General features: G+C 64.4%; 18 protein-coding genes. 7 read left to right on the top strand and 11 right to left on the bottom strand.

Translation table 11 applies throughout. The annotated features are described in order from the left end of the window. From KBI52_RS24335 to KBI52_RS24365, 7 genes are all read right to left on the bottom strand, one after another. A partial coding sequence (locus tag KBI52_RS24335) for a HAMP domain-containing protein (protein WP_210812016.1) occupies positions 1-899 on the bottom strand: 899 nt, incomplete at its 3' end. Between the two features lie 405 nt (positions 900-1304). Then, positions 1305-1643: a cupin domain-containing protein gene (locus KBI52_RS24340; RefSeq protein ID WP_247654624.1), complete on the bottom strand. Its 339-nt coding sequence runs from the start codon at positions 1641-1643 to the stop codon at positions 1305-1307. A 17-nt stretch (positions 1644-1660) separates the two neighbouring features. Beyond that, the gene (gene kduD / locus KBI52_RS24345; RefSeq protein WP_210812017.1) at positions 1661-2419 is read right to left on the bottom strand and encodes a 2-dehydro-3-deoxy-D-gluconate 5-dehydrogenase KduD; all 759 of its coding nucleotides are present in this window, start codon (positions 2417-2419) and stop codon (positions 1661-1663) included. After that, on the bottom strand, positions 2416-3252 hold the full coding sequence (kduI, locus tag KBI52_RS24350) for a 5-dehydro-4-deoxy-D-glucuronate isomerase (RefSeq protein ID WP_173948408.1): 837 nt from the start codon (positions 3250-3252) through the stop codon (positions 2416-2418). Before kduI ends, kduD begins: the two co-directional genes overlap by 4 nt. A 23-nt stretch (positions 3253-3275) precedes the next feature. Beyond that, positions 3276-4556, bottom strand: coding sequence for a TRAP transporter large permease (locus KBI52_RS24355; RefSeq protein ID WP_210812018.1), 1281 nt, complete (start codon positions 4554-4556; stop codon positions 3276-3278). 4 nt (positions 4557-4560) lie between these two features. Beyond that, on the bottom strand, positions 4561-5100 hold the full coding sequence (locus KBI52_RS24360; protein ID WP_210812019.1) for a TRAP transporter small permease: 540 nt from the start codon (positions 5098-5100) through the stop codon (positions 4561-4563). A 182-nt stretch (positions 5101-5282) separates the two neighbouring features. Continuing rightward, positions 5283-6263 (bottom strand): TRAP transporter substrate-binding protein, encoded by a 981-nt coding sequence (locus tag KBI52_RS24365; RefSeq protein WP_173948405.1) that lies wholly within the window; start codon positions 6261-6263, stop codon positions 5283-5285. A gap of 193 nt (positions 6264-6456) precedes the next feature. On the opposite strand from KBI52_RS24365, the gene KBI52_RS24370 reads away from it, so the two are divergent. Beyond that, the gene (locus KBI52_RS24370) at positions 6457-7137 is read left to right on the top strand and encodes a GntR family transcriptional regulator (protein WP_173948404.1); all 681 of its coding nucleotides are present in this window, start codon (positions 6457-6459) and stop codon (positions 7135-7137) included. Positions 7138-7261: 124 nt separating this feature from the next. Next, positions 7262-8263 (top strand): tripartite tricarboxylate transporter substrate binding protein, encoded by a 1002-nt coding sequence (locus KBI52_RS24375; RefSeq protein ID WP_173948403.1) that lies wholly within the window; start codon positions 7262-7264, stop codon positions 8261-8263. Between the two features lie 37 nt (positions 8264-8300). Here the strand turns inward: KBI52_RS24375 and KBI52_RS24380 are convergent, their stop codons facing one another. Together KBI52_RS24380 and KBI52_RS24385 are read right to left on the bottom strand one after the other, a co-directional pair. Next, positions 8301-12602, bottom strand: a complete 4302-nt coding sequence (locus KBI52_RS24380; protein ID WP_210812020.1) for a translocation/assembly module TamB domain-containing protein — start codon at positions 12600-12602, stop codon at positions 8301-8303. Beyond that, complete coding sequence (locus KBI52_RS24385; RefSeq protein WP_262265554.1) at positions 12602-14545, bottom strand: autotransporter assembly complex family protein; 1944 nt, start codon at positions 14543-14545, stop codon at positions 12602-12604. Before KBI52_RS24385 ends, KBI52_RS24380 begins: the two co-directional genes overlap by 1 nt. 657 nt (positions 14546-15202) lie before the next feature. On the opposite strand from KBI52_RS24385, the gene coxB reads away from it, so the two are divergent. The 5 genes from coxB to KBI52_RS24410 are packed head-to-tail and all read left to right on the top strand — an operon-like array spanning position 15203 to position 19624. Then, the gene (coxB, locus tag KBI52_RS24390) at positions 15203-16009 is read left to right on the top strand and encodes a cytochrome c oxidase subunit II (RefSeq protein WP_173948401.1); all 807 of its coding nucleotides are present in this window, start codon (positions 15203-15205) and stop codon (positions 16007-16009) included. Positions 16010-16069: 60 nt separating this feature from the next. Beyond that, entirely contained in the window at positions 16070-17851 is a 1782-nt protein-coding gene (gene ctaD, locus KBI52_RS24395) for a cytochrome c oxidase subunit I (RefSeq protein WP_210812022.1), read from the top strand. Next, the gene (locus KBI52_RS24400) at positions 17844-18542 is read left to right on the top strand and encodes a cytochrome c oxidase subunit 3 (RefSeq protein WP_173948399.1); all 699 of its coding nucleotides are present in this window, start codon (positions 17844-17846) and stop codon (positions 18540-18542) included. The genes ctaD and KBI52_RS24400 overlap by 8 nt, the downstream gene beginning before the upstream one ends. Positions 18543-18556: 14 nt before the next feature. Continuing rightward, a complete protein-coding gene (locus tag KBI52_RS24405; protein WP_173948398.1) occupies positions 18557-19279 on the top strand; it encodes a heme-copper oxidase subunit III family protein in 723 nt (240 codons plus the stop codon). A 9-nt stretch (positions 19280-19288) separates the two neighbouring features. Next, positions 19289-19624 carry a cytochrome C oxidase subunit IV family protein gene (locus tag KBI52_RS24410; RefSeq protein WP_173948397.1) on the top strand — a complete coding sequence of 112 codons (336 nt, stop codon included), beginning with the start codon at positions 19289-19291 and terminating at the stop codon, positions 19622-19624. 57 nt (positions 19625-19681) lie between these two features. Here the strand turns inward: KBI52_RS24410 and KBI52_RS24415 are convergent, their stop codons facing one another. Together KBI52_RS24415 and KBI52_RS24420 are read right to left on the bottom strand one after the other, a co-directional pair. Beyond that, on the bottom strand, positions 19682-20506 hold the full coding sequence (locus KBI52_RS24415; RefSeq protein ID WP_173948396.1) for a DUF2189 domain-containing protein: 825 nt from the start codon (positions 20504-20506) through the stop codon (positions 19682-19684). Between the two features lie 184 nt (positions 20507-20690). Continuing rightward, a complete protein-coding gene (locus KBI52_RS24420; protein WP_210812023.1) occupies positions 20691-22079 on the bottom strand; it encodes a dipeptidase in 1389 nt (462 codons plus the stop codon). Positions 22080-22169 lie beyond the last annotated feature (90 nt).

A 22169-nucleotide genomic window follows, 5' to 3' on the forward strand; every position in this document is an offset into this window, starting at 1 on the left:
ACTTCCGCGATGTTGCGGACTTGGCCGGTCAGGTTGGCCGCCATCATGTTCACGTTGTCGGTCAGATCCTTCCAGACGCCGCCGACCCCACGCACCTGGGCCTGGCCACCGAGCTTGCCTTCGGAGCCCACCTCCTTCGCCACGCGGGTCACCTCGGACGCGAACGAGTTCAGCTGGTCCACCATGGTGTTGATGGTGTCCTTCAGCTCCAGGATCTCGCCCTTTACGTCCACAGTAATCTTCTTGGAGAGATCCCCGTTCGCCACCGCGGTAGTGACCTCGGCGATGTTGCGGACCTGGCCAGTCAGATTGGCCGCCATCAGGTTCACGTTCTCGGTCAGATCCTTCCAGGTGCCGGCGACACCCTTCACCTTCGCCTGGCCGCCGAGCTTGCCTTCCGATCCCACCTCGCGGGCCACGCGGGTCACCTCGGAGGCGAAGCTGCCGAGCTGCCCCACCATGGTGTTGACCACCTTGCCGATGCGCAGGAATTCGCCGCGGAGCGGACGTCCGTCCGTCGCGAGGTCGATCGTCTGGCTCAGGTCGCCCTTCGCGACAGCCCCGATGACACGCGCAACCTCGACGGTCGGCTGCACGATGTCGCCGATCATCGCGTTGACGGAATCGACGCATTCGCTCCAGCAGCCGGTCGCCCCCGCCAGCCGCCCGCGCTCCTCGATCCGTCCTTCCTTACCGACGACCTTGGCGACCCGTTCCAGTTCCTGGGCGAGGCCGTGGTTCAGCTCCGCGATATCGTTGAAAGCCTCCGCGATCTCGCCGTCGATGCCGGTCAGATCGGACGGCAGACGGGCCGAGAAATCGCCTTTCCTGAAGGCGCGCAAGGTTTTGAGCAGCAGCCTGGGATCAAGCTGCGAAGTGGTGGTTTCGACTTGTGACATAAGGCCCCCCGTTACGCTGTTCCAGGCTCAAACCCTCAACCTGGATCCCCATGTGCCGACGTCCCAAAGCTATTGTGTTCGTCTTCGGATGGAATTCGACCCCGTTTAACGCTTTTCAAGCGCGAGAGTTCCGCCCCGAGACAATTTTGTGCCAGTTCGGTTAATCGTAATGTTGTATTAGGATAGGGCGAACTTGTGGATCCGGGAGACGTCACCGTCGTCCGGGCCAATCGGCATCATCACGCCCCGACCTGAACGTCTCGGCATGTTTTCTGGCCTCTACGCCTAGATTGACGCTGCGGCAGTTAATGATTTCGGGCCTTGCATAGAGCCCAAAGCAAAACAAGCCGCAACATGTTTGTTGCGGCTTGAGACGTGACCAGGAAGCGCAGGCTTCGGGGCCGGCTAGACAAAATCCTCGCGCATCGGGGTGAAGACGTCGAGCAGCACGCCGGCCTCGATGGACACCGCCCCGTGGATCGCGTTCGGCGGCACGAGGAAGCTGTCGCCCTGCTTCAGCCGCTCGGTCCGGCCCGCGATGGTCACGTCGAAGACGCCCGCCTCGACGAGGCTGCACTGGATGTGCGGATGCGAGTGGGGCGTGCCCACGGCCCCGGCCTGGAAGGCCACGCGCACCATCATGACCTCCGCATTGTACGTGAGGACCTTGCGGCGGATACCCTCGCCTGCGGGCTCCCAGTTGATGGTGCTGTCGAAGGCGAAAGGTTCGTTGATACGGTTCATGGTTCCTCCAGAATGGGTCAGCGTGCCAGCCAGCCGCCGTCCACCGGCAGGACGATGCCGTGGACGTAGTTTGCCGCGGGCGATGCCAGGAAGACAGCGGCGCCGGCGAGGTCCGTCGGATCCCCCCACCGTCCGGCCGGGATCCGCGCGAGAATGTCGGCGCTTCGCTTCGGATCGCCGCGGAGCGCCTCGGTGTTGTTGGTGACGAAATAGCCCGGCGCGATGGCATTCACGTTGATGCCCTTCGCGGCCCATTCGCAGGCGAGGAGCCGCGTGAGACCGGCCAGACCGCTCTTGCTCGCCGTATAGGACGGGATGCGGATGCCGCCCTGGAACGACAGCAGCGACGCGATGTTGATGATCTTGCCGCCGTGCCCATCCGCCAGCATGGTGCGGGCGACCGCCTGCGATAGGAAGAAAGTCGATTTGAGATTGACGTTCATCACGTCGTCCCAGTCCTTCTCCGTGAACTCGATGGCATCCGCCCGGCGGATGATGCCGGCATTGTTGACGAGGACGTCGATCCGTCCGGTCACCGAGACCGCTTCGGCGACGATCCGTTCGATGGGCTCCAGGCTCGACAGGTCCGCCTGGACGGCATGGAAGCCCGCGCCGGCCTCGCGGCACAGGCGCTCGGTCTCGTCCATGGCGGAGCGGCCGACGGCCACGAGGGAGGCGCCGGCCTGCGCCAGGGCCACGGCAATGGCCTGGCCCAGGCCGGTATTGGCCCCGGTCACGATCGCCGTCTTGCCGGTCAGATCGAACGAGGCCGTCACCGCAGCGACTCCATGGGCACCATATCCATATCGGTGAAGTCCTGGTTGTCGCCGCCCATGGCCCACACGAAGGTGTAGTTGCTGGTGCCGACGCCGGAATGGATCGACCAGCCGGGAGACAGGATCGCCTGCTCGTTGGCGACCACGAGATGCTTCGTCTCGTCGGGCTCGCCCATGAAGTGGAACACGCGCGTGTCGGGCTGCATGTCGAAATAGACATAAACCTCCGAGCGGCGGTCGTGCAGATGCGCCGGCATGGTGTTCCACATGCTGCCGGGCTTCAGCTGGGTCATGCCGAGGACGAGTTGGGCCGAGCGGCACACCTCCGGGTGGATCATCTGGAAGATCGTCCGGACATTGCCGTTCGCGGCATCGCCCAGATCGACCCGGCGGGCCCGGTCGAGGCCGATCTTCACCGTCTCGAAGCGCGCATGGGCGGGCGTGCTGACGAGGTAGAACTTCGCTGGCGTAGCCTCGTCGAGGCTCTCGAAGACGACATCCTTCGTGCCCATGGCGACATAGAGCGCATCGCGCGGAGCAAGATCGTGAATCTCTCCATCGGTATGAACGCGCCCCGCGCCGCCGAGATTGACGATTCCGAGCTCACGCCGGTCCAGGAAGTTCGGCGAGCCGATCTGCTTGTGCGATTCCAGCCGGATCGCCCCGGCGGTGGGGGTCGCACCACCGACCACGAGCCGGTCGATATGACTGTAGGTCAGTTTCACCGCGCCTGGAACGAACAGCGTCTCGATCAGGAAATGGCGGCGCAACTCGGCCGAGCTGAAATGGCGCACGGCCTCGGGGTGGCATACCTGCCGGATTTCGATGGTCATCGTTACCTCGTGAATACGTGGGATCAGCGGAACAGGGCCGGGAGCCAGAGCGACAGGCCCGGAATGTAGGTGACGAGCAGCAGGACGAAGACGCTTGCGCCCAGGAAGGGCCAGATCGTCTTCATGGCCTCGCCGATGGTGATCTTGCCGACCGCACAACCGACGAAGAGCACCGAGCCCACCGGCGGCGTGTTGAGCCCGATACCGGCATTGAGGATCAGGATCACGCCGAAATGCACCGGATCAATGCCGAAGGCCTTGATGACGGGCAGGAAAATCGGCGTGCAGATGATGATCATCGGCGCCATGTCCATGAAGGTGCCGAGCACCAGCAGGATCACGTTGATGAGCAGGAGCACGACGATCGGATTGTCGGATACGGTCCGCATCAGCTCGATCGTCGCCTGCGGCACCTGCAGGAAGGCCATAAGCCAGCCGAAGGCGCTCGCCGTCCCGATGACGAGCAGCACCATGGCGGTGGTGCGTACGGCCCCGAGCGTCGCCTCGACGAAGCTCTCCCAGTTCATCTCGCGGTAGACGAAGAGCGTGACGAGCAGCGCATAGACGACGGCGATGCACGAACTCTCCGCCGCCGTGAAGACGCCAGAGCGGACGCCGCCGAAGATGATGAAGATCAGCAGGATGCCCGGCACGGCGGAGACCAGGAAATAGGCCAGCATCCGGAAGCCGGGGAACGGATCGGCCGGATAGCCGCGGCGGACGGCCACCACATAGGCGGTGATCATTAGGGCGGCGGCCAGAAGAAGACCCGGCAGGACACCCGCCGTGAACAGATCCGCCACCGAGATCGTTCCCCCGGCCGCGATCGAATAGATGATCATGTTGTGCGACGGCGGGATGAGCAGCGCGATGATGGCGGAGTTCACCGTCACGTTGACGCTGTAATCCTTTGCATAACCTCGCTTCTCCATCTGCGGGATCATGATGCCGCCGATGGCGGAGGCATCCGCGATGGCGGAGCCCGAGATGCCGCCGAACAGGGTCGAGGCCACCACGTTCACCTGCCCGAGACCGCCCCGCAGGTGGCCGACGAAGCCGGCTGCCAGACGGATCAGGCGATCCGCGATGCCGCCGCGCATCATGAGATCGCCCGCATAGATGAAGAACGGGATCGCCATCATGGCGAAGGCGTTCATGCCGGAATTGAGCTGCTGGAACACCACGACCGGCGGCAGCTGCATGTAGAGCACGGTGGCCAACGATGCGATGCCGAGGCAGAACGCGACCGGCGTTCCGATGATGAGCAGGAGCGTGAAGACGCCGAAAAGAACCCAGATCTCCATGGACTTAATCCTTCACGGCAACGAGATGCGGCTCGTCCACGCGCACCATCGGGACATCCTCGCCGACGAGAAGCAGGCGCACGAGCTTTTCCAGGGAAAAGAGCGCGATCAGAACGCCGCCTACGGCGAGAGGGACGTAATCGAACCCTTGCGGGATCGGCAGGCCCGGCATCAGCGCCGACCAGGTCTCGACCGCCAGCATCGTGCCGTACCACGCCATGGCGCCACCGAAGATCATCACGAGCACCTCGGTGACCGCGAGCATGACCTGACGCAGGCCTTGAGGGGCGTAGTGCAGCGCGATCTCGAATCCGAGATGGTTGCCCTCGCGCACGCCCACGGCGGAGCCCAGCAGGATGAACCAGCTCATGAGGAGCAGGGAGGCGGGCTCCGTCCAGCTCGGCGATTCGTTCAGCACGTAACGTCCGAACACCTGCCAGGCGACGAAGGTGGTCATGAGGATGAGGCCGATCCCGGATATCCAGAGCGCCGCCCGATTGACGACGGCGAGGACGCGGGACAGCGCGGCAAGTTCAGCGCGCATCGGTAAAGATCTCCAGGGGACAGGGACGGACCGGCTTGAGCATCGGACCCAAGAGTGGACTTGCACTTTTGGGATCCGACCGATGCTCATTCTTGGCTGGCACATCGTTCTATGCGGAAAACCGGATCTACTTTTCCGCACGCTGCGCCGGCCGGTCCGAGGGAGCGGACGTGCAGGTCCGCTCAGTTCATCGCCTGGATGCGGGAGACGAGCTCCTTCACCTTCGCGTCCTTGGCGTATTTCTCATAGACGGGCTTCATGGCGTCGATGAAGGGCTGCTTGTCGACGTTGTTGATCTGGCTGCCGCTCGCCCGGATCTTCTTCTCGGCCTCCTTCTCGCGTGCTTCCCAGAGCTCGCGCATCTTCACGACGGATTCCTTCGCCGTCTCGCGCACCGCCTTCTGGTCGTCCGGCGAGAGCTTGTCGAAGCTCTTCTTCGACATCACCAGCACCTCCGGCGACATGGAATGCTCGGTGAGCGAGTAGAACTTCGCCACCTCGAAGTGACGGAAGGAATCGTAGCTCGGCCAGTTGTTCTCGGCTCCGTCCACGACGCCGGTCTGGAGCGCCGAATAGACCTCGCCTGGAGGCATCGGAGTCGCGTTCGCACCGAGCGCGTTCACCATGTCGAGGAAGAGATCCGACTGGATCACGCGCACCTTCATGCCCTTGAGATCGGCCGGCGTGTTGATGACGCGCTTGGAATTGTAGAACGACCGGGCGCCCGAATCGTAGAAGGCCAGCGCCACCAGCCCATGGGGCTCGAAGGCCTTCAGGATCTGATCGCCTACGGGACCGTCCATGGTCTTGCGCATATGGTCGACCGACCGGAAGATGAAGGGCAGCGACGGGACCAGCGTCTCGGGAATGAGGTTGTTGAACGGACCCATGTTGATCCGGTTCAGGTCGATCACACCGAAGCGGGTCTGCTCGATCGTATCCTTCTCTTGGCCCAGCTGCGCGGAGTGGAACACCTGCACCTTGTACCGGCCGTTGGTCTTCTTCTCGAGCAGGGAGCCGAAATATTTGACAGCTTCGACTGTGGGATATCCGTCCGGGTGGATGTCGGCCGAGCGAAGGGTCGTCTGGGCGCCGGCCGCGCCGCTCATGAATGCCGCCCACACGCCAAGGGCGGTCGCAGCGAGAGTTCTCCTGGTGAACATCATCTTCCTCCTTAGGCTTCCTCGTATGCTTTATTGGTTCGAACCAAGCCTTCGGCCGGCTTGTCCTGCGCCCCCGGGCCATGGCACCCATCGGAACGGGACCAGTCGCTGCTTGCCGCGGCTTACCTGGTCGACGATTGTATGGTAGTATGCACTTATATGTTACGCAACCCGCCAAAAGAATGAGAGTGCCGTGAACACGCCTTTTCCTGTCGGCCAGGGCTCAGCCGCCCAGCGCATTGAGAGCGAGTTGCGCCGCCTGATCATCGCCCTGGAGCTTCCCCCCGGAAGCCGCCTCTCCGAGCAGGACATCGCGGAGCGGCACGGGGTGTCGCGCCAGCCGGTGCGGGAGGCGCTGATCGGCCTGGCGCGGACCCGGCTGGTGGAGATCCAGCCGCAGCGCGGCACCACGGTCGTAAAGATCTCGGTGCGCAAGATGATGGAGGCCCGGTTCGTCCGGGAGGCGATTGAGACGGCGGTCGTGCGCCGCGCCTGCTCGTCCTTCGACCCGCAGAGCCGCGAGCGGATCGAGAATCTTCTCGAAATGCAGGAGCAGGCGGCCCGGCGGAACGACCACGATGCCTTCCAGCGCTACGACGAGCTGTTCCACATCGCCCTGGCTGAGGGCGCCGGCTGCCCGCTGGCCTGGGAGGCTGTTCAGGACATCAAGGCCCATATGGACCGGGTGTGCCAGCTGACGCTGCCGAGCCCGGAGGCCATGCTGCCCCTGATCGACCAGCACCGCGCCATCATGACGGCCATCGACAGCCGCGATGAGGATGCCGCGGCCGAGGCTATGCGCCGGCATCTTACCGAGATCCTTCGCGCCCTGCCCCGGGTCGAGGCGGAGAACCCGGAACTCTTCAGCTCCTGAGCCCTCGGCGCCATCGCGAGGCGGCGCGAAAGCCGTTGCCTCTCTCGGGACCTTGCGCTCTCATGATGGTTGCCGCTCCGGCACGTCGGCGCGGCCAACGACATCGATCGTCCAGGGAGCCGCAATGCCAATCCTCTCCAGCCCCACGCGCCGGGCCCTGCTCGGCCTTGCTCTGAGTGCCTCAGTCTGTCTGGCTTCCGGCGCCGTGCTCGCCCAGCCGGCCGCCTATCCGTCCCGGCCCGTGCGTCTGATCGTGCCGTTCACGCCCGGCGGCACGACGGACATCTTCGCCCGGCTCGTGGGTGAAAAGCTGTCCCAATCCCTGGGGCAACAATTCGTCATCGAAAACCGGGGCGGCGCCGGCGGAAACATCGGGACCGATGCGGTCGCCAAGGCCGATCCCGACGGCTACACCCTCGTGATGGGAACGGTGGGCACCCACGCCATCAATCCGAGCCTCTACGCCAAGATGCCCTACGATGCGCTCAACGATTTCGCACCCGTCGCCTACGTGGCCGGCGTGCCGAACCTGATGGTGGTCAGCCCCAAGACCGTGAAGGCGACAAATGTCCAGGAATTCATCGCCGAGGCCAAGGCGGCGCCGCGCAAGCTGACCATGGCGTCCTCGGGCAACGGCACCTCGATCCATCTGTCGGGCGAGCTCTTCAAGCAGATGACCGGGGTCGAGATGCCCCACGTTCCCTATCGCGGCAGCGGCCCGGCGGTGAACGACCTGATCGGCGGCCAGGTGGATGTGATGTTCGACAACCTGCCCTCGTCCATCGAGCAGGTCCGCGGCGGCAACCTGCGGGCGCTGGCGGTCACCTCGTCGAAGCGGTCTCCAGCCATCCCGGACAAGCCGACCCTGGCCGAGGCGGGCCTGCCCGGCTTTGAGGCCTCGAGCTGGTTCGCCCTGTTCGCCCCGAAGGGCACGCCGCCCGAGATCACATCCAGGCTGAATCAGGAGGTGCGCAAGGCTCTCGAGACCCCCGAGCTTCAGAAGCGCTTCGCGGATCTCGGCGGCGAGATCCGGACGATGAGCCCGGACGAGCTCATGGCCTATGTGAGGACCGAGCACGAGAAATGGGCCAAGGTCGTGAAAGCCTCGGGCGCCAAGGTCGACTGATCGGGTATGGAGGCGCCCTGAGGCGCCTCCCTGCCGCCTAGTACTCCATCTCGAAGCCCAGACCCACGGAGCTGCCGCCCTCGGCGTTGATCTCGCCCTGCGCCTTCAGGCGCCGCGTCAGGTCGATATCGACCGTCACGCCGCTCTCATCCGGCTGCGCGCCCGCCCTGACGCCGACCCGCACGTTGTCGCTGATGTAGCGCGAGACACCCACGCCCGGACCGCCGCCGGCCCCGACGGTGATGTCAAGGCTGTCGACCCCGAGGGACCGGCGCAGCTGCTCGAACGCGTCGTTGCCGGACCCGCCGGAGAGCTGCGCGACCGCCTGGGCGAGCTGCAGGGCCTGTCCGGCCGAAAGCCCTCCCGACGGCCTCTGGAACAGGATGCGCGAGAGAACCTCGTCTTGCGGCAGGTCGGGCTCCGAGCTGAACGTGAATTCGGGGCTCGAGGCCGGGCCCGTGACGCCGATGCGCGCGGTGACGTCGCCCGCCTGGGTCTCGGCCAGGAAGTCGAGCGACGGCGTGAGATCGCCGGTGAAGTCCAGCCGCCCGCGCGTGAAATCGAGCCTCTGGCCCAGAAGGTCGAAGCGGCCGCGGCGGAGTTCGAAGGCCCCGATAGCGATCGGATCCTGGGTCGTGCCCTGGAGCCGCAGGTCGCCGCCGAGTTCGGCATTGATGCCGCGGCCGCGCACGAAGATGCGGTTCTGCGCCGTCAGCGTCAGGTCGAGCTCCGCCCGGAACGGGGTGCCGCGCGCGGAAGCGGATTGCCGCCGCTTGGCGAGGGCGAGCCGCGCCGCGGCGGTCGGGGTCGGCCGCACATGCCGGGTGCCGGGCAGCGGCCGCAGGGTGGTGGGCAGCCGGTCCGGCACAGAGACGTTCATGGTGATGATGTTGATCCGTCCCGCAGCCCGCGGTCGGCTCAGGAGCGGCCCCGAAAGCGTCAGGTCAAGGTCGGCGCTCGCCTCTACGGTCTCGTTCGAGACGAGCTGGGCCCGGGTTCCCGTGATGCGAATCTCGCCGGGCAGCCCCGCGGCAGGATCGATGGTCACCTGGCCGCGGGCCGCCAGGGACCCGCCGGCGGGCGTCTGGGCCGTGAGGTTCTCGATGGAGAGCACCTGCCCGCGGGCGACGAACCGTCCGGCGATGCCGTTGAGCTGGATCCCCTGCAGGGAGTCGACGAAGCTGCCATTGGCGAGCGTCACGCTGCCCTCGATTCGCGGGTTCGAGAACGTGCCGGCAATTGACAGGTCGAGATTGGCGGCTCCTGTCAGACGCTGACCGGATGCGGACAGAAAGGAGTTGGCTATGGCGAGATCGGTGCGCCCGGCAACCCTCAGAGCAAGCTCGTCGGCAGGGCTCAAGGGAACGCTGCCCGAGACCTGCAAGGTTCCGCCGCGGCCGATGGCGATCCTCGCGTCGAGACCAGCGCGCTGGTCGGCCAGCCGCCCCTGCGCGTCGATGGTGAGCGCCGGCAGGCCGGCCCGACGCGTCTCGGCCGTGGCGAGACCCGATACGGTGACCCGGTAGGTTCCGGTAGGACTTGCCACCGTCCCACCAATGGACGCATTGCCGTTGACCGTGCCGGCGAGGCCGAGATTGGGGACCACGATGTCAGCGACCTGAAGCGGCAGGCTGCGGATGTCGACCGTCAGATCCAGCCTGTCGGCCACCGTGCCGTTCACGGTGACCCGTCCCTGATCCGTCGCGATCACCAGGTTGGACAGGGTGACGGCACCGTTCTGCAACGTGATGGCCGCCGGCTGCGCCAGAGCCAGGCGCCTGCCACCCCGACGGGCGCTGAAGCTCGCAAGCTCGATCCGTGTCGCGTCACCGGGTACGACGCGACCCTGTGCATCGAGATCGAACCCTTGGCCGACAGCCGATGCGGTGAACTGCGAGGACTGAGGCGTACCGGCAGCCACAAAGCGTACGGTTCGGTAGGTCTGTCCGCCGGCCGTCAGAGCCTCGGCCGAAACCGTGCCGTCGATCATCGGACGGCGATAGAGATCCTGGAGGGTGAGCCTGGCGTCGACGTCCCTCACCAACACGTCCGCCACGGCAAAGCGCGCGCCACGCGCGGTCACCTGAACGTTCTGACCGCCGTTGCTGACGCTGAGTGAAACAGCGGCATCCAGTGCGCCATCGAGCTTGGTGAGCACGAGCGGCGAGAGATCGTCGAAGTTGCTGCCGGACAGCTTGATGTCACCCTGTGCCAGATTGTCGGCGCCCAGGCTGAGATTTCCGTTCAGCGCCACCGAGCCGATGTCGATATCGAGCCGGTCCAGGAGCCATCCGCCCGCCGCGGGCCTTGCGAGATGCAGAGAACCGGTTGCGGGCTTTCCATCCACCTGCCCATCCAGCGTGAGCGCCGCGTCCAGTGCGCCCGTCACATCTTTGGCATCGAGGCTGACGCCGAGGTTCGGAACAGATCGATTGAGAGCCCGTACGTCGGTGAGTGTTGCGACCCCTTTCACGTCTGGCCGCTCAAGGGAGCCCCCGAGACGAGCCATGATGCTGGCCCGGCCGGCGGTGATCCGTGGATCCACACGCCTGAGCTCGTCGATGGTCACGTCCAGGCCGAGATCGGCCGCCGACTGGGTGGCGCGCCCGTCGATCCTGGCATCGAGATGTGCCCCGTCGAGCCGGAAATTCTCGAAACCGAAGCCGTTGGGAATGCGCCGCACCGTGCCCGCCGCCGTGACCGTCCGTCCGAGAAGGCCATCGACAGCCGGCATCCCCGTCGAGAGTTCGTGCAGCCGGGCATCGATGACAGCCGCCATATCGTATCGACGCGGATTGCCCGACAGCTGCGCCGTCAGGGTGGCCGACCCCTGCAGCGGCCGGCCTGCGAGGCCTGAGAAGGAAGCCAGAGCCGGAAGGCGGGCATCGACCGTGCCGTCGAGAACGGTACTCCCCACCCGCCCCGTGAATCCGGCCTGCGCCGTGGAGGTTTCGATCCGGGCCGTCTCGACATTGGCAACCCCGTCCAGACCGAAGGAACCGCGCGAGGTGATCGAGAGCGTAGGCCCCACCGCGCGGGCGAGCGCCCGGTCGGCCGGCCGGATCCCCGCCGCATTGGCATCGATAGCGAAAGAGAACCGCTCAGGCGGCGAGACGCCTTCCACCGGATTCATCGCAATACGGGCCGTCAGCGTATCCAGCGCCCCGTCCGGCAGCCGGATCTCGGCGGCCTCGAGCGAGCCGTTGATGCGGGGCGCCGTCAAGGATCCCTGCACGGTGCCGTCGAAGTTGAGCCGGGCGATTTCCGCCTCTCCGGCGCGCGTTTTCGCGCCGTCGGTCGGCAGGGCACGCGCGTTGAGGGTCAGATCGAGAACCTGGCCGGAACTGACCGTCCCGGTCATCTCGAATCGGGCGACATTCGACGTAATGCGGATCGGCTGGAACCTCACGCTGCCATCATCGCCGACCGTCACGCTGCCGACGAGCTGGGTGGTCCCGCTGAAGACCGGAGCGGCCGGCGCCGGCAGCAAACCCTCGATGCGGGCCGCGAGATCCAGGTTCGCGTCGTAAGCCGCATTCGCCCGTTTGACGGTCGCGGTCCCGGCGGCGCCGATCGTCGGTCCGGCGGAGAAATCCAGCCGGGCGGCGAAGTCGCTCAAGGGCCCCTGGCCGGCGAGCTTCAGATCGACGGGCGGAAGCCCGGGCAGATCCATCAACCGGGCGGCGATACCGCCAGCCGGTTCCTGGTGCGTGAGGTTGAGAGCCAACCGGTTCGTCTGCGGCACGTAGGTGAGATCGATCGACAGCCGTCCGGGGGCATCGAGGCGCTGCGCCTCGAAGGTCAGGTCGAGTCCCTCGGAGGGATTCCCGAGTTGGGCGGAGCCTGCCGCCGAGAGCCGCGCCTGCGTGCCGAGCACCGGCTGGCCAAGGGCGAGTTCCTGCAGGGCGAACCGATCCACGATCACCCGGACCGGCAGGTCGGGCAGGATCGGCTCGTCGGAAACGGGAGCGTCCTCCTCCGCAGGCAGTGGCCTGCGCGCAATTTGGAGACGATCCATGGTGAGTTCGTCGACCTGAAGGCGTCCGGTCAGAAGCGCCGTACGGCTCCAGACGAGACGCGCACGATCGAGGTTCAGCCACACGCCGTCCCGATCGGCGATGCGCACGTCCCGGATGACCGCGTTCGATGAGAGCGCGCCCTCGATGCTGCCGATGGTGACCCGAGTCGTCGGCGTCGACAGGAGACGTGAAATCAGGTTGGCCAGAACGCCCTGATCGCTCTGCGCCTGACTGGGACGGCCTCCGACCAGCCAGAAGGCTGCAGCTGCCAGTAAGGCGATGATCGACAGGAGGGCGATGGAGCGGATTGGCTTGATCATCAGAAGGCCTGTCCGATTCCGACATAAATGGCGTAGGACGGATCGCGGGGTCCCGGATTGACCGGGATTGCGACATCCAGGCGGATGGGGCCGATGGCCGTATAATAGCGCAGGCCCAGGCCTGCCCCGACACGGATGGTCTCGTCGAAATCCGGGAAGCTCGACTCGAAGGCGGTGCCGGCGTCCACGAAGGGAACGATGCCGATGGTGTTGGTGATCTTGATGCGGGCTTCCAGCGAGGCTTCGAGCAGGCTACGGCCGCCGATCGGCTCTCCGAGGTAGGTCGGGCCGAGCGTCCGGTAACGGTAGCCACGCACCGAACCGCCGCCGCCGGCATAGAAGCGCCGATTGGCCGGGATCTCGTCGAGATCCGCGCCGACGATCGAGCCCAGACCGATCCGGCCGGCGAGGATGTAACGAGCTTCCTCATCAAGGGAGAAGTAAGCCGAGGCCGATCCTCGCGCGATCGTGATTGGGACCGTGGAGCCCAGGAATTCCGGGTAAGGGGCGACCGAGGCGAGCACCCGCACGCCCTTGGTGGGATTGAGGAGGTTGTCGGTCGAGTCGTAGCTGAGAGACAATGGAAGGCCGACCAGGGTGTAGTCGATCTGACCGAGGATGTCGGTCGCCTGCCCCTTCTCGTACTCAATGCCGCCCTGGATCGAGAAGGTGTCGCTGAAGCGGTGGCGGATGCCGGTGCTCGCATTCGCGAGGCGGCTCGTATAGCCCTCCGTCCTGTCCCTTTCGACAAGGCCGTCCACCAGCCAGTCGTTGCGGGTTCCCCAGAGGGCGGGCTTGAGGAAGCTCGCGCGGAACCGTCCTCCGAGGTTGTCCCAGGTGAAATCCTGGTTCCGGTTGGGATCGCCCCCATCCTCGGTGAGATAGAAGATGCTGCCCTCGAGCCGCAGCCGCTCGGCGCCGCCGAACAGGTTGCGATGTGCCCAGTAGGCTCGGACCGCCGGTCCGTCCGTCGTCGAATACTGAACCGATGCGCCGATGACCCGCAACGGGCGTTCGGTCAGCTCCACGAAGAGAGGCAGGTTGCCATAGGCGTCGAGGGCCGTGCCCTCGCGGATCCGCACGGACGACAGGGCTTCGATCTGGGAGATCGATTTGCGCATGGACGTGAGTTCTGCGGGCGAATACGGATCGCCCGGCTCCGTGTAGATGAAGGAGCGCACCACCGCCGGATCGACGTTCTCCGCTCCGCTGATCGAAATCTCCCCGATCCCGGCGCGGGGACCGGGCTCGACCGCGAGGGTCACATCCATGGCCGCGGCCGGATGGATCACGACGGGATCCTGCCGCTGGATCTTGGCGAAGGGACGCGACTGGGCCCGGAAATGGTCAACGATCCGCGCTTCTGCCGCGACGATGTCGGCGGAACGCGCCGGATCGCCCGGCTTGAGTTGAACGATCCTGGGCGGAAGCTCGCCGGGTGGGAAGGGACGCCCCGTCCGTGCATCCACGATGGCGAAATCCCTCAGGGCAAATTGCGGCCCCGGATCCGCGATGATGTGAATGGGCACGAGCGCGCGCGCGAGGTAGCCCGAGGCCGCCCGGGTCGCGGCATCCGACCGGGAGGCCTGCAGCATCAGCGGGACCCCGGCCACGTTGATGGTGACGCGGGCATTGTAGTAGCCCGCCCCCCAGAGCGCATCGATGAGACGGGGCAGATCGGCCTCGGCACGGCTAACCAGCGCGGCGGCGTCGGGCGGGGGATCCGATTGCAGGCTTTGGAGGGTCGAGGCGTCCTTCAGAGTCTGCTTCAGGTCGCTATTGTCGCCGCCGACGACGATATCGAGTGAGTAAGGCAGAGCCTGCTGGCTCGGCGGGGGCGGCGCATCGCTCGTCCCGCGAAGCCACCCGAAGAGATCAAGAGCGAAGGCAGGCGCGATCGGCAGGCTACTGAACAGAACGCCTACGAGAACAGGGACCACGATCCGTCGTTTGTTACTCAGCCACCGCAATTGAGGCACGATCTCCCTGGCCAACTCGGATCAACGTCTTCCGGTCCTTCAGCCCATCGCGCCCAACTCGGCGTCCGGCCCCGATCTGCTTAGTTGACCGGGAGGCACCTAATCACAGTTTCCTCAACGGCAAAACCCTGACGCTCCGATTTTGGAATGATAGTTGAGGAAAGGTCACAGGAGCTGCTGAGGAAAATATACTTTCAGTAGAAGCCATCCTCTCCCGTCGCCGCGCAGGCTCAAATCGGCTTGGGCCCGGCCATTCAATAACATTCTACTCAGACCGGAAGCCAATTGGAGTGATGATCGCTCGACCTCGCCGAATGTGGCGAAAATGAGAACTTGCCGGCGCCCTTCGGAAAATTCGTGTTCATCTAACCTCTACTGGGAACTGATAGCCAAGCCTCATTGACCAACCGGACCACCGGGTGTAATTTTTAGAAACAGGCGCGTGGCTAAGATCAAGTTGCTCCGATGTAGAGCGACCGTCTTGGTGCCAGGTTTGCTTACAGTTTTGTTTTGGTTGAATTCTCCTGTAGAGTTTTCCAGCCAAAATCATTGTAAAGGCGTACAGGAGTTATTGCCTTCTGCTTCAGATCCGAGGCCTCTCGCGGCAAGGATGGGTGAAGAATGGCTGTAGCGCTCATATTGGTTCTGGTGGCCATCGGTTCGGTTGTATTCCACCTCGTCAGCCCCTGGTGGTGGACCCCGATCGCTTCGAACTGGCGCTATATCGACAACACGATCATCATCACCTTCTGGATCACCGGAGCGGTCTTCGTCGCCGTCGTCCTGTTCATGGCCTATTGCATCTATCGGTTTCGCCACCAGAGCGGCCGGCAGGCGCATTACGAACCCGAGAACAAGCGCCTCGAATGGTGGCTGACCGTTGTGACCGGACTTGGCGTGGCCGCCATGCTGGCGCCGGGCCTGTTCGTCTGGAGGCAGTTCATCACCGTTCCGGATGACGCAACCGACATCGAGGTCTTCGGACAGCAATGGCAATGGAGCTTCCGTCTGCCAGGTGCGGATGGCCGCCTTGCCACCTCGGACACGCGCCTTATCAGCCCGGACAATCCGCTGGGGCTGAACAAGGAAGACCCTAAATCGCATGACGACGTCGTCATCGAAGGCGGCGAGTTGCATCTGCCGGTGGGCAAGCCGGTCAAGGCGCTTCTTCGCTCCGCCGATGTTCTCCATAACTTCTATGTGCCGGAGTTTCGCGCGAAGATGGATCTGGTGCCCGGTCAGATCTCCTACATCTGGTTCACGCCAACGCGAACCGGGGAATACGAAATCCTTTGTGCGGAACTCTGCGGTGTCGGACACCCGCAGATGCGCGGGAAGGTGATCGTTCAGGAAGCAAGCGACTATCAGGCATGGTTGCAGGATCAGGCATCGCGCAGTTTCGCGCGCCTTGCTCCTGCGTCCAACTGAAGAGGCGGTCCCGCTTCGTCACGGAGAGAAGGAACGGAACTGATCGAGGAGAGCCTGCCGATGGTCGACGTGCCACTTGGTCCTGCCGGAGTCGTCGCCCCGGCAGATGTCGAAGATGTCGAACTCTATCATCCCCATACCTGGGTGACGAAGTACGTCTTCAGTCAGGATGCGAAGGTCATCGCCATTCAGTATTCGTTCGTCGCACTCTCTGTCGGGCTGATCGCACTCGTGCTGTCGTGGCTGATGCGGTTGCAGCTCGGATTTCCCGGCGTCTTCACCTTCATCGATGCCAACGCCTATTACCAGTTCATCACCATGCACGGCATGATGATGGTGGTCTATGTGCTCACGGCCTTGTTCCTGGGCGGCTTCGGCAACTACCTCATCCCCCTGATGGTCGGCGCGCGCGATATGGTCTTTCCCTATGTCAACATGCTGAGCTTCTGGATCTATCTGCTCGCCGTTCTGGTTCTCGTCGCGAGCTTTTTCGCGCCCGGCGGCCCGACCGGGGCCGGATGGACGCTCTATCCCCCGCAGGCCATCCTCTCCGGCACCCCCGGCGGGCAGGAATGGGGCATCATCATGATGCTCGCCTCCCTGATGATCTTCATCATCGGATTCACCATGGGCGGGTTGAATTACGTGGTGACGGTTCTTCAGGCGCGCGCACGTGGCATGACCCTGATGCGCATGCCCCTCACGGTCTGGGGGATCTTCACCGCGAGCTTCATGGCGCTGCTCGCCTTCCCGGCGCTCTTCGTCGGCGCCGTGATGATGCTCTTCGACAGGATCTTCGGGACCAGCTTCTTCATGCCGGCCATCGTCGAGATGGGGCAGCCTCTGGAACGCAACGGTGGCTCCCCCCTGCTCTTCCAGCACCTGTTCTGGTTCTTCGGACATCCCGAGGTCTACATCGTCGCCCTGCCGGCCTTCGGCATCGTGTCGGACCTGATCAGCACCCATGCGCGGCGCAACATCTTCGGCTACCGCATGATGGTCTGGGCGCTGCTGGCCATCGGGGCCCTGAGCTTCGTGGTTTGGGCCCACCACATGTATGTGAGCGGCATGAATCCCTATTTCGGGTTCTTCTTCGCCACCACGACCCTGATCATCGCCGTGCCCACGGCGATCAAGGTCTACAATTGGATCCTCACGCTCTGGCGTGGCAACATCCACCTGACCGTTCCGATGCTGTTCGCTCTCGCGTTCATCGTCACCTTCGTGAACGGAGGCCTCACCGGCCTGTTTCTCGGCAACGTGGTGGTCGACGTCCCCCTCTCCGACACGATGTTCGTGGTCGCGCATTTCCACATGGTCATGGGCGTGGCCCCCATTCTGGTGATTTTCGGGGCGATCTACCACTGGTACCCCAAGGTGACCGGCCGCATGCTGAACGACACCCTCGGCAAGATCCACTTCTGGGTCACGTTTCTGGGAGCCTATGCGATCTTCTTTCCCATGCACTATCTCGGCCTGATGGGCATCCCGCGCCGGTACTACGAGTTGGGCGACATGGCCTTCGTCCCGCCATCGGCGCATACCCTCAATGCCTTCATCACCATCGTGGCCCTGATCGTCGGAGCGACCCAGCTGGTTTTCGTGTTCAACCTGTTTTGGAGCCTGCGCCACGGGCGGCCGTCCGGCGGCAATCCCTGGCGGGCCACCACGCTGGAATGGCAGACGCCCGAGACCCCGCCGCCCCACGGCAACTGGGGCAAGGACCTGCCCGTCGTGTATCGCTGGGCCTACGATTACAGCGTCCCGGGTGCCGATCAGGATTTCCTGCCGCAGAACAAGCCCGGGATCACGCGGACTGCGCCGGAATCGCCCCATGGCTAGCATCCTGCTGTTCCTGAGCGTGCTCGCCGTCATTGCCGCCTGGTGGCTCGCACGCCAAGGCCTGGCCTCGAAACCCTGGCTGGAGCAGGAAGTGACCGGCGCCCTGCCGGAAGCGGATCCGACCCCGCCGTCCAAGATCGGGCTCGGCATCTTCCTGGCGGTCATCGGCTCCCTGTTCGCGTTGTTCATCAGCGCCTATGCGATGCGCATGCAACTGCCGGATTGGCGCAATGTACCGATCCCGAGAATCCTGTGGCTCAACACAGCGATGCTCGCCTTGAGCAGCCTTGCCCTGCATGGGGCCGGGACGTCTGCCCGACGGGATGATTTGGCCGGCCTCAGGATCGGCCTCCTGGCAGCCGGCATTTCGGCCCTGGCGTTTCTCTCGGGCCAACTCCTGGCCTGGCGGCAGCTGACCGGCGAAGGCTACCTTCTTGCGGGAAATCCGGCCAATGCCTTCTTCTATGTCCTGACCGGCGTCCACGGTCTTCATCTGCTCGGCGGATTGGTCGCACTGGGCAGGACCATCGAAAGGTCATGGCGTGAGACGGCCGACAGCTCACTTCGGCTGTCCGTGGAGCTCTGCGCCACCTATTGGCATTTCCTGTTCCTCGCCTGGCTCGTCTTCCTGAGCGTGATGACCGGCTGGGCGGGAGACTTTGTGGACATCTGTCGGCAATTGCTGACCTGAGGGGGGTTCTGCACATGGCGGAACAGGTTCTGACGGAGTTGAGGACGACCCACAGCGAGGCGACCGGGCTGCGCAGCATCGCGACCGACTTCTCCTCCGACCGGCAGGCCTTCAGGAACGTGTCCTGGGGCAAGGCCATGATGTGGATCTTCCTTCTCAGCGACACCTTCGTCTTCAGCTGCTTCCTGATCTCCTACATGACGGCCCGGATGTCCACGACCGTGCCCTGGCCCAATCCGAGCGAAGTCTTCGCCCTGACCATCGGAGGCACGTCCCTTCCCCTGATCCTGATTGCGATCATGACCTTCGTGCTGATCAGCAGCAGCGGCACCATGGCGATGGCCGTGAACTTCGGCTACCGCCGTGATCGCAGGAAGACGGCCGTCCTGATGCTGGTCACGGCTCTGCTCGGCGCGACCTTCGTCGGCATGCAGGCTTTCGAATGGACGAAACTGATCCATGAAGGCGTCCGCCCCTGGGGCAACCCGTGGGGCGCCGCCCAGTTCGGCTCGTCGTTCTTCATGATCACCGGCTTCCATGGCACGCATGTGAGCTTCGGCGTGCTGTTCCTCCTCGTCATCGCCCGGAAGGTCTGGCGCGGCGATTACGATCATGAGCGGAGGGGCTTCTTCACCAGCCGGAAGGGTCGCTACGAGTCCGTCGAGATCATGGGGCTCTACTGGCACTTCGTCGATCTGGTCTGGGTCTTCATCTTCGCGTTTTTCTATCTCTGGTGAGAACACCCGATGGCACATTCAGCAACCCATGCGCAGGGACAGCAGCATCCGATCAAGCTCTACCTGGTGGTCTGGGCCTGGCTGTTCATCCTGAGCGCCTGCTCCTATTTCGTGGACTACTTCCAGCTCCAGGGGCTGCTCAGGTATTCTCTCATCATCCTGTTCATGCTGCTGAAGGCGGGGCTGATCGTCGCTGTCTTCATGCATATGGCATGGGAGCGGCTGTCCCTGGTCTACGCCATCCTGGTGCCGATCAGCGCCGTCCTGGTGTTCGTGGCCATCATGGTCCTCGAATCCGATTATACGCTCCTGTCCAGAATCGCATTCTTCGGATCGGGCTCATGAGCAGCGCGAGGGCGGCCTGATAATGCGGGCCGCCCTCGCGCTGCTCATGAAGGCTCCTCACCTCACCGGATGGGCATCGTCAGGATGCGGGGGCTCCACGACCCGGCGGTAGAGGTGCCACGTCGCATGGCCGAGCACCGGCATCACGATGGCGAGCCCGACGAAGAGCGGGATCGACCCGATGAGGAGCGCGGCCGCCACGATGAGACCCCATAAGGCCATGGTGAGCGGGTTCATCACCACCGCCTTGACCGACGTGTAGACGGCAACGGCAGCGCCGACGTCCCGATCGAGGAGGAGCGGGAACGAAATCACGCTGATGCTGAGCACGGCCACTGCGAAGACGAAGCCGGCGATGTTGCCGAGGACGATCAAGCGCATGCCCTCGGATGTGGTGAGGACCTGGCTGATGAGCTGCGCGAAGGAGGCCGGCACCTCGTAGCCGAAGATCGATTGATAGAGGAGGCGCGCCGTCGTCAGCCATGTCAGGAAGATCACCAGCAACAGGATGCCGAGCGCGATGATCGACGGGATCGAGGGTGACTTCAGAACATTGAACGCATCCTGCCAGGAGGTCGACAAGCCGAGTTCCCGCCTGCGGCTGATCTCATAGAGACCGATGCCGGCAATGGGTCCGATCAGCGCGAAGCCCGAGGCCAAGGGATAGAGGAGTGGCAGCGCATTGTTGCTGAAGGTGAGCGCGGCAAGGCAAACGCCGACGACAGGATAGATCAGCCCGAGAAACACCAAGTGTGACGGCATGGCCCAGAAATCATCGAACCCCTTCGCCAGCGCTTCCTTCAAATCGGCAGGCGTGATCTTTCTGACGACCGGATGTGCCGGAACCTCGCTTGCTCCGGCAACAATGTGGAAATTGGCCATAATCGCTCCTCCAGGGCTGAAACCTTGGCAGTTGAGATCACGGCCGTGCGTGCGGCATCCGGAGGGTCACGCGTAACCGTAACCTATGCTTTGAGTATACGCCCGAACAATCCGCCTGTCGCCCCGGATCGAGACCGGAAACCTCGCGGCTCCGATCCGAATGCGGCAAGCCAGTCATGCATGACTAGCGCGCGAATGCGGCCAGAATCCGAGCCCATGAGCGGATGCCATGATGGAAGCTCGACAGATCGTATTTCTCGTTCGGCGAGTGCACGCGGTTGTCGAAGCGCGCGAAGCCCACCATGAGCGCATCCATGTTGAGCATCCGCTTGAAGTCGCCGACGATCGGAATGGACCCGCCCGTGCCGGCCAGCGCCGCCTCGCGGCCCCATTCCTCCGTGAGCGCATCAAGAGTCGGCTTGAGCCAGGGGCCGTCGAGCGGCAGGCTCAACGCCGGGCTGCCGCCGTGCTCCTTGAACGTCACGGAGCAATCCGCCGGAACCCGGGCGCGCACGTGCGCACGGAAGGCCTCGCGAACCTTGGCGGGATCCTGACCCGTCACGAGCCGGAAGGACACCTTGGCCGAAGCCGTCGACGGAATGACCGTCTTGAAGCCCTCGCCCGTATAGCCGCCGACGATCCCATTGACCTCGCAGGTCGGCCGGGCCCAGATCTGCTCCAGGACGCTGCGTCCCCGCTCGCCTGCAGGAATGCTCAGTCCTACCTGACCAAGGAAGCCTGCCTCATCGAACGGCAGACGGCCCCACTGCTCCTTCACGGCATCGGGGAGTTCCTGCACGCCGTCATAGAAGCCCTGCAGCGTGATCCGGCCCTCGCCGTCGCGCAGCGTGGCGAGGATCTCGGCCAGCACATGGATCGGATTGCGCGCAGCCGAGCCGAACATGCCGGAATGGAGATCCCGGCTCGCGCAGGTGATCTCGATCTCTTCGCCCACCAGACCGCGCAGCATAGTGGTGACGGCGGGCGTGTCGTTGTCCCACATGTCGGTGTCGCAGACGAGAGCGACATCCGCCGACAGTTCCTCGCGATGGGCTTCGAGGAACGGCTTCAGGCTCGGGCTGCCGGATTCCTCTTCTCCCTCCAGGAGGATCGAGACGCGGATCGGCAATGTGCCGGAGACCGCTTTCCAGGCCCGGCAGGCCTCGATGAAGGTCATCAGGGCGCCCTTGTCGTCGGAGGCTCCCCGCGCGACGATCCAGGTGTCGCCGTTGGGAGCCGCCACGAGGGTCGGCTCGAAGGGGGGCGTGGTCCACAGCTCGATGGGATCGACAGGCTGCACGTCGTAATGGCCGTAGAACAGCACATGCGGCCCTCCGGCCGCCTCGACCTGATGGCCGACGACCATGGGATGGCCCTGGGTCATGCGCGCCGAGGCATCGAAGCCCAGGTCCCGCAGTTCGGCCGCGAGCCATTCCGCCGCCTGACGGCACTCCGCCTTGTAGGCTGGATCCGTCGAGATGCTGGGGATGCGGATGAACTCGAAGAGACGCTCGAGGCTCTTGTCGAGGTCGGTGTCGATCCGATCGAGGACGGCGGGAAGATGATCTGTCACGGGAAGGTCCTCTTTGCTCGCCGCGTCGACGCGGCACCGGAACGGGATTTCCAGGCGGGCCGTGCCGTTCTACCGTCTCCGCCCGATCGG

Origin of the sequence: Microvirga sp. HBU67558 (genome assembly GCF_018069605.1) — a bacterium.
Lineage (GTDB): Bacteria > Pseudomonadota > Alphaproteobacteria > Rhizobiales > Beijerinckiaceae > Microvirga > Microvirga terrae.